This window comes from Cyanobium sp. Lug-B (genome assembly GCF_024345635.1).
Taxonomy (GTDB): domain Bacteria; phylum Cyanobacteriota; class Cyanobacteriia; order PCC-6307; family Cyanobiaceae; genus Cyanobium; species Cyanobium minutissimum.
In genome coordinates this window covers 1-7,374 of the sequence record NZ_JAGQBM010000099.1, presented here as the reverse complement: position 1 = coordinate 7,374, position 7,374 = coordinate 1, and the positions used below count along the sequence as shown (strand labels likewise).

The following is a 7,374-nucleotide window of genomic DNA, read 5'->3' as shown; positions in this document are numbered from 1 at the left end:
CGTCTCGGCCGCCGCCACCGGACGGGAGCCGCGGCGGGGCTCGGGGGCGCTGTCGCGGTCGCGGCGACGGGCGCCGAAGTCAGCGGTGGCGGAGCGGCCCTGGCCAGCGGCGCTGTAGCGGCCGGTGGTTCGCTCGGGGCGGTCGTCCAGGGGTGGGCGTTCGGGGCGGCCCGAGGGACGCTCGCCCCTGGGGTTGTCCCAGGATTCCGGCTCGTCGCGGCGGCTGGCGGCCCGCTCGGGGATGGCGGCCCGGCTGGGGCGGCGCGGCCGATAGAAATCGTCGTCGGGCTCTTCGCGGGAGGGGATGCGGCGCCGCAGCGGTTCGGGCTCGTCGAAGCGGTCGGGCTCGTCGTCCCAGCTGCGGCCGCCGCCGAGGCCCCCCCGGGGCCGGAAGGGGGCGGCGGGTTCCTCGTCGTCGAAGTAGGAGGAGCGGCGGGCCTGCTCGGTGGTCACCCCCCGCAGGCGAACGCTCTCGTAGGCGAAGAAGACGGTGGTGCCGGCCAGCAGGAACTGGCCGAACTGGAGGATCGGGTCGAGGCGCCAGCCCTGGAAGAAGAGGATCCCGCCGCAGAGCAGGCCGATGGCGGCGAAGAAGACGTCGTAGTCGCGGGCCAGGGCCGGCTTGAAGCTCCTCATGAAATAGAGGAAGGCTCCACCGACCGCCAGGACGATGCCGACGATGCTGGCCCAGTTGAGGCTGGCGTTGACCACGGCGGTTCACCCGGGCGACGGGCCCCACTCTAAGGACCGCGCCCGCCCTGTCATCGGCGGGCGCAGGAGGGCCGTCGGCTCAGAGGCGCCGGTCGACCTGGTCGTTCTGGCTGATCAGCACCAGGGCGATGGAGATGGGGATCACCACGATGACCGCGCCCCAGGCGAGGCTGCTGAGGAAGTTGGCGAGGGATGGGGTCATGGCAGGCTTTCGCTCCGGACAGCTCGGCGGATCCTAGGCAGGGAGGGTGGCTTCCTACGATCAGGCTTCCGACGCTTAGAGCTTTGTGACGGCCCCGGCCCTTTCCGCATCGGCCCTCCTGCCCCAGCTGCACCTGGCCCTGGGGCTGCTCCTGGCGGGCTGGACCCTGCTGTTCCTGTTCCGCATCGTCCTCACCTGGTACCCCGGCGTGGACCTCACCAAGGGGGTGATGCGGCTGGTGGGTGCGCCTACCGAGCCCGTTCTGGCCCTCACCCGCCGTCTGATCCACCCCATCGGCGGCGTCGACGTGACGCCAGTGGTCTGGGTGGGGCTGGTCAGCCTGCTACGGGAGCTGCTGGTGGGTCAGCAGGGGCTGCTCACCCTGGCCCTGCTGCGCAGCCAGGCCGTCGGCTGAGCGGGTGCCCGCTCAGCGGTTCAGCATCTCCTCCTCGACGAACTTGGTCCAGACCTCACCGCGCTGGAACTCCTGGCGATCCAGCAGGGCCAGGTGGAATTCGATGGTGGTGGGAATCCCGGTGACGGCGCATTCCGACAGGGCCCGGCGCATGCGTCGGATCGCATGGTCCCGGTCGGTCCCCCAGACGATCAGCTTGCCGATCAGGGAGTCGTAGAAGGGCGGGATCTCATAGCCCGTGTAGACGTGGCTGTCGATGCGCACCCCCGGCCCGCCGGGGGGCAGCCAGCCGGTGATCTTGCCCGGGGCCGGGCGGAAGTTGTGGCGCGGATCCTCGGCGTTGATGCGGCACTCGATGGCGTGGCCGCTGATGTGGATCTGGTCCTGGCGGACGGAGATCGGCTCGCCGCCGGCGATGCGCAGCTGCTCGGCGATCAGGTCGATGCCCGTCACCATCTCGGTGACGGGATGCTCCACCTGGATGCGGGTGTTCATCTCCATGAAGTAGAAGCCCCCGCCGCGGTCCACCAGGAACTCCACCGTGCCGGCGCCCTCGTAGTTGATGCTGCGGGCCGCCGCCACCGCCGCCTCGCCCATGCGACGGCGCAGCTCGGGATCGAGCCCCGGGCTGGGGGCCTCCTCCAGCAGTTTCTGGTGGCGGCGCTGGATCGAGCAGTCGCGCTCCCCCAGGTGCACCACGTTGCCGTGGCGGTCGGCCAGCACCTGCACCTCCACGTGCCGGGGCCGGTCGATGAATTTCTCCATGTAGAGGCCCGGGTTGCCGAAGGCGGCTTCCGCCTCCCCCTGGGCGGCCCGGAACAGGGTCTCGAGCTGGTCGGCCTCGGGCACCAGGCGCATGCCCCGGCCGCCGCCGCCGGCGGTGGCCTTGATCATCACCGGATAACCCATGGCCGCGGCCAGGGCGGCGGCCTCGGTGGGATCCTCCAGCAACCCCTCGCTGCCGGGGATCGTGGGCACCCCCACCCGCTGCATGGTGATCTTGGCCGTCGATTTGTCGCCCATCGCCAGGATCGAGGCCGGCGAGGGGCCCACGAAGATCAGGCCGTGGTCGAGGCACTTCTCGGCGAAGTCGGCGTTCTCCGCCAGGAAGCCGTAGCCGGGGTGGATGGCGTCGGCGCCGCGGGAGGTGGCGGCGGCCAGGATGTTGGGAACGTTGAGGTAGCTGCGGCTGCTGGGGGCCTCGCCCACGCAGACGGCCTCATCGGCCAGCTGCACGTGCAGGGCGTTCTTGTCCACGGTGCTGTAGACGGCCACCGTGGCGATGCCGAGCTCCCGGCAGCTGCGCAGGATGCGGAGGGCGATTTCGCCGCGGTTGGCGATCAGCAGCTTGCCGATGGGCATCCGTGCAGGTCCGGGCGAAGGGGCTGGCGGGGGTGCGGCCGTGCCGGGGCGGACTGTATCAGTGCTCACCGGCGCCGCCCCTGCACGAGGGTCGCCGGGGCTGGGGAAGCTTGTGCGTATATTGCTCAGTCGGTGAGGGCCCCGGCCCGCTCCGACCACGCGGATGTGGTGGAATTGGTAGACACGCACGTTTGAGGGGCGTGTGGCTTCGGCCTTGCGAGTTCAAGTCTCGCCATCCGCATTTCTCTTTTCCCGCCCCCGTCCCCCGGACCCAGCGGTTCTCTTGTCCCAGCCCTCGCCGGTCTCCGCTCCAGCCGCCGCGAGCGCGATCGTGCTGGTCAGCAACGGCCCGGGCGAGCTGAGCACCTGGGTGCGCCCGTTGGCTGAGCAGCTCCATCGGCTGCAGCCCCTGCGGCCCCGCGATCCGGCCGCCCCCTGCAGCCTGCGGCTGGTGCTGGTCCCCTGCCCCAATGCCACCGGGGCGGAGCATCGGGTGGCCCGGGACTGGGGCCTGTTCGAGCGGGTGCTACCGGCCTCCCGGTTCTGGTGGCTGCTGCTGCGGCCCCGCCGCCACGGCCCCTGGCCCGAGCGGGGCGTGGTGGTGTTCCTCGGCGGCGACCAGTTCTGGACCGTGCTGCTCTCCGCCCGCCTGGGCTACCGCCACCTCACCTATGCCGAGTGGGTGGCCCGCTGGCCCCGCTGGAACGACCGCATCGCCGTGATGGGCCCCACCGCCGCCGGCCGCCTGGCCCCCCGCTGGCGGCAGCGGGCCACGGTGGTGGGTGACCTGATGGCGGATCTCTCGACCCTGGCCCGCCAGGACGATCCCCTCCCTCCCGGCGACTGGGTGGCCCTGCTGCCCGGCTCGAAGCGGGCCAAGCTGCTGGTGGGGGTGCCCTTCCTGCTGGAGACCGCCGACCGGTTGGCGGCCCTGCGGCCTGGCTGCCGCTTCCTGCTGCCGGTAGCCCCCACCACCTCGGTGCGGGAACTGCTGGCCTACGGCGGGCCCTCCAACCCGCTGAACCGCCTCCGGGGGGCCGGCGAGCCCGAGCTCCGGGGGGACGAGATCGTCACAGCGGCCGGCACCCGCATCCTGGTGCTGGAGCGCCATCCCGCCCATGCCGCCCTGAGTCAGTGCGCCCTGGCGCTGACCACGGTGGGGGCCAACACCGCCGAGCTGGGGGCCCTGGCGGTGCCGATGATCGTGCTGGTGCCCACCCAGCACCTGGCGGTGATGCAGGCCTGGGACGGCTGGATGGGGCTGGTGGCCCGGCTGCCCCTGCTGCGCCGCCTGGTGGGGGTGGCCCTCACCGCCTGGCGGATGCGCCACCGCGGCTTCCTGGCCTGGCCCAACATCTCCGCCGGCCGCGCCGTGGTGCCGGAGCGGGTGGGGCCGATCGAACCGGCCCAGATCGCCGCCGAGGCCGCCGACTGGCTGGAGCACCCTGAGCGCCTGGCGGCCATGGCCGATGACCTGCGCAGCCTGCGGGGTCAGCCGGGCGCCGTGGCGGCGGTGGCGGCCATGGTGCGGGGCCTGCTGCCGCCGCCGGAGCCCTCCGGGGTGCCGGTGCGATCTGGATAGGATTCGGTTCTCCATGGCCCCATCGGGGTTCGTCACGATGCAGCCGAGCGATTCCACCCCCACCACCACCGTCCCTGCTGACGCCGACTGGCGCTCGAAGCTCACACCCGAGCAGTACCGGGTGGCGCGGGAGGGGGGCACCGAGCGGGCCTTCACCGGCGCCTACTGGAACAACAAAGCCACCGGGATGTATCACTGCGTCTGCTGCGGCAGCGAGCTGTTCAGTTCCGCCAGCAAGTTCGATTCCGGCACCGGCTGGCCCAGCTTCTGGCAGGGGGTGAGCGACGGAGCGATCACCACCCACACCGACCGCTCCCACGGCATGGAGCGCACCGAGATCCGCTGCGCGACCTGCGACGCCCACCTCGGCCACGTCTTCAACGACGGGCCCACCCCCACCGGACTGCGCTACTGCGTCAATTCGGCGTCGCTGCAGTTCAGCGAGGGCTGAGCCGGGGCGGCTGGCCTCTCACCAGGGATCGTCGAGGATCTCGGGCTCCACATCCACCGGCTCCTTGGCGCGGGGGGCCTCCCGGCGCGGTGCTTCTTCGGGGGGCGCGTAGGTGTCCCGCTGGGGCTCCCGCCCCACGGGTGGCTCGGGGCGATCCCGCTCCGGCTCGTACCCGCGCCCGGGCCGGTAGCGCTCCTCGGAATAACGCTCTTCGGGATGGCGATCGCCGGAGTAGCGCTCTTCGGGATAGCGGTCGTCGATGTAGCTCCCCGTGGCGGAGCTCTCCTCGGCGTAGCGCTGGGGTGGGTTGCGGTCGGGCGTGCGGTCAGGAATGCGGTCGTCGTAGCGCTCCGGCGTCACCCTCTCGCGTCGCTCGCCCTCGCGGCCATAGGCCTCGGCCGGGCGGGCTTCGGGGCGCTGGCGCGGTTCCGGCAGGTCGTCGTCGAGGTAGCGGCGCTGGCGCAGGGGCTCCCGCTCGCGCCGTTCCTCCAGTTCCACGTACTCCAGCTCCTCGGTGGGCTGGAAGCTGCGGCTGGCGGCGGGCTGGATCCGGCGCTGCTCCTGGACCGTGGGCTGGCCCGCCGGCAGCTGGTTCTCGGCCGGAACGGCCCCGGTGCGGAACCGGTCCCGCTCCTCCTGCTCCCAGCTGGCGCCGCCGATGCCCAGCTTCTCCAGCAGGCCGGTGCCGAGCTGCTTGAGCTTCTCCTCGGCCCCCTCGTAGACGATGATCCGGTCCGGGCCGCTGCTGACCACCTCCCCCACCGGCATTTCCCAGGTGCTGAGCACCCCTTCCCCCAGCAGGGGAACGCCGAGGGCGCCGATCACCAGGGTGGTGAGTTCGCCCGTCTCGATGTCGAAGCTGAAGCCGAGCACCCGGCCGAGCTGTTCGCCGGACTCGGTGATCACCTGGCAGTTGATGACCTTGCTGTAGCGCTCGGGGTTGAACCCCTCGGCCAGGGAGTCGGCCGAATCCACCAGGATCACGTCTCCCACCTGGCGGATGCGATCCAGCGGCATCCAGCGGGGCAGGCCCGGCAGGAAACGGGTGAGGGGGTTGTCCCGCAGGCCGAGGGCGATCACCTCGCGCCGGTCGATGTCGACCACCACCTCACCGACGACACCCAGGCGCCGACCGGTGTCCCGGGTGATGACCTGGGTGCCCATCAGTTCGGAGCGCAGCCAGAGGCGGTCGCTGGGGGCGGCGGGCTCGGTGGAGGGGGGAATCGGGGAGGTCAAATCCGGAGATCGGGGCTGGACGGCAGGGGGAATGGGAGCGACTTCACGGCCTGGAACAGCCTGGTCGGCCCATTGTGGCCCACGCGGTCGGCTCAGGCCGCCGGCGGCAAACCGACCACCTGGGTATGGGAGCCGCGGGCCTGGGTGACGCCGATGGTGCGGGTGGCCGCGGCGATCATCGGCCGGCGGTGACTGACCACCATGAACTGGGCCTGGTGCGCCTGGGCGGCGATCAGGGCCGCCAGCCGCTCCACGTTCACCCCGTCCAGGAAGCTGTCGACTTCGTCGAGGGCATAGAAGGGCGAGGGACGGAAGCGCTGCAGGGCGAACAGGAAGCTGAGGGCGGTCAGGGATTTCTCACCACCCGACATCGAGGCCAGCCGCCGCACCGCCTTGCCCTTGGGGTGGGCCACCAGGGTCAGGCCACCCTCGAGGGGCTGCTCGGGGTTCTCCAGCTGCAGGTGGCCCTCGCCGTCGGAGAGGCCGGCGAAGATCGTCTGGAAATGGCCGTCGACGGCCCGGAAGGCCTCCATGAAGGCCTCCTGGCGCAGGGTGGCCACGGTCTCGATCCGCAGCAGCAGTTCCTCCCGCTCCTTGCTGAGCACCTCCAGCCGGTCGTCCAGGTCGGCCAGCCGCTGCTCCAGCTGCTCCAGCTCCTCGAGGGCCAGCATGTTGACCGGCTCCAGGGCCTCCATGCGCTGCTGCAGGCTGCGCAGGCTCTGCTGAAGGGCCTCCAGGCCGGCCTCGCGCACCTCCTCGGGCAGTTCCGGGCGGGGGTCGGGCAGCTCCCGTTCCATCTGGGCCAGCCGCAGGCCGTGGCTGCGCTGCTCCTCGGCCAGGGCCAGCCGCTCCTCCTGGCGCCGCTGCAGTTCCCACTGGCGCTGCTGCAGGGCCTGCCGCCGGCCGGCCAGGTGGGCTTCGGCCCCGTCCCGGGCGCGGCGCCGCTCGCCGAAGCGGGTCTGCAGCTCGCTCTGCTGGCGCTCCAGCAGGGTGCGGCGCTCCTGCTCCGCCTGCTGGCGTTCCTTCCAGAGCTGGCGTTCGGCCACCAGGGCCTGGACCGCCTCCACCAGCCGCCGTTCCTCCCCGGCCAGGGCTTCCAGCTGGCTGCCCAGCCGCTCCGCCCCCAGGGCCCGGTCGCGCCGTGCCGCCTCCAGTTCATCCCGCTGGCGACGGGCCTCCACCAGGGCCCGGTCGGCCCGCTCCAGCTCGCCCTGGAGCCCCTGCCAGCGGGCACTGTCGTCGTTGCCGCTGGCGGCGCGCTCGGCCTCCTCCAGCTCCGCCAGGGCCTGGCGCAGGGGGGGCAGGGTCTGGTCGAGCACCTCCATCCGGCCGCGGTCGGCCCGGTGGGCCTCCTGCAGCTGCCGCCGCCGGCCGGCCACCTGGTCGCGGCGCTGCTGCCGCGGGGCCAGGGTGCG

7 protein-coding genes, 1 tRNA gene and 1 pseudogene are annotated in these 7,374 nt (G+C 72.3%); 4 read left to right on the top strand and 5 right to left on the bottom strand.

The features are described from left to right. Window positions 1–711 (bottom strand): Ycf66 family protein (locus tag KBY81_RS15970; protein ID WP_254977031.1); only part of this gene is annotated, 711 nt, incomplete at its 3' end. A 79-nt stretch (window positions 712–790) separates the two neighbouring features. Next, window positions 791–913 carry a photosystem II reaction center X protein gene (gene psbX, locus KBY81_RS15965; RefSeq protein ID WP_015109102.1) on the bottom strand — a complete coding sequence of 41 codons (123 nt, stop codon included), beginning with the start codon at window positions 911–913 and terminating at the stop codon, window positions 791–793. An 85-nt stretch (window positions 914–998) separates the two neighbouring features. Between psbX and KBY81_RS15960 the strand changes: the two genes are divergently transcribed. After that, window positions 999–1,328: a YggT family protein gene (locus KBY81_RS15960; RefSeq protein ID WP_106222757.1), complete on the top strand. Its 330-nt coding sequence runs from the start codon at window positions 999–1,001 to the stop codon at window positions 1,326–1,328. Window positions 1,329–1,340: 12 nt separating this feature from the next. On the opposite strand, the gene accC is transcribed toward KBY81_RS15960, so the two are convergent. Then, window positions 1,341–2,690 (bottom strand): acetyl-CoA carboxylase biotin carboxylase subunit, encoded by a 1,350-nt coding sequence (accC, locus tag KBY81_RS15955; protein ID WP_106222756.1) that lies wholly within the window; start codon window positions 2,688–2,690, stop codon window positions 1,341–1,343. Window positions 2,691–2,849: 159 nt separating this feature from the next. On the opposite strand from accC, the gene KBY81_RS15950 reads away from it, so the two are divergent. From KBY81_RS15950 to msrB, 3 genes are all read left to right on the top strand, one after another. Continuing rightward, window positions 2,850–2,931: transfer RNA gene (locus tag KBY81_RS15950), tRNA-Leu, on the top strand. A gap of 42 nt (window positions 2,932–2,973) precedes the next feature. After that, window positions 2,974–4,272, top strand: a complete 1,299-nt coding sequence (locus KBY81_RS15945) for a glycosyl transferase (protein ID WP_254973815.1) — start codon at window positions 2,974–2,976, stop codon at window positions 4,270–4,272. Window positions 4,273–4,309: 37 nt separating this feature from the next. Further along, window positions 4,310–4,723, top strand: coding sequence for a peptide-methionine (R)-S-oxide reductase MsrB (msrB, locus tag KBY81_RS15940; RefSeq protein WP_254977034.1), 414 nt, complete (start codon window positions 4,310–4,312; stop codon window positions 4,721–4,723). An 18-nt stretch (window positions 4,724–4,741) separates the two neighbouring features. Here the strand turns inward: msrB and KBY81_RS15935 are convergent, their stop codons facing one another. Further along, window positions 4,742–5,959 carry a PRC-barrel domain-containing protein gene (locus KBY81_RS15935; protein WP_396103874.1) on the bottom strand — a complete coding sequence of 406 codons (1,218 nt, stop codon included), beginning with the start codon at window positions 5,957–5,959 and terminating at the stop codon, window positions 4,742–4,744. Between the two features lie 92 nt (window positions 5,960–6,051). Continuing rightward, a pseudogene (locus KBY81_RS15930) lies at window positions 6,052–7,374 on the bottom strand (chromosome segregation protein SMC); the annotation flags it as partial.

Coding starts and splice junctions, on each gene's coding strand:
- psbX (WP_015109102.1), bottom strand. CDS start 913: ATGACCCCATCCCTCGCCAACTTCCTCAGCAGCCTCGCCTGGGGCGCG.
- accC (WP_106222756.1), bottom strand. CDS start 2,690: ATGCCCATCGGCAAGCTGCTGATCGCCAACCGCGGCGAAATCGCCCTC.
- msrB (WP_254977034.1), top strand. CDS start 4,310: ATGCAGCCGAGCGATTCCACCCCCACCACCACCGTCCCTGCTGACGCC.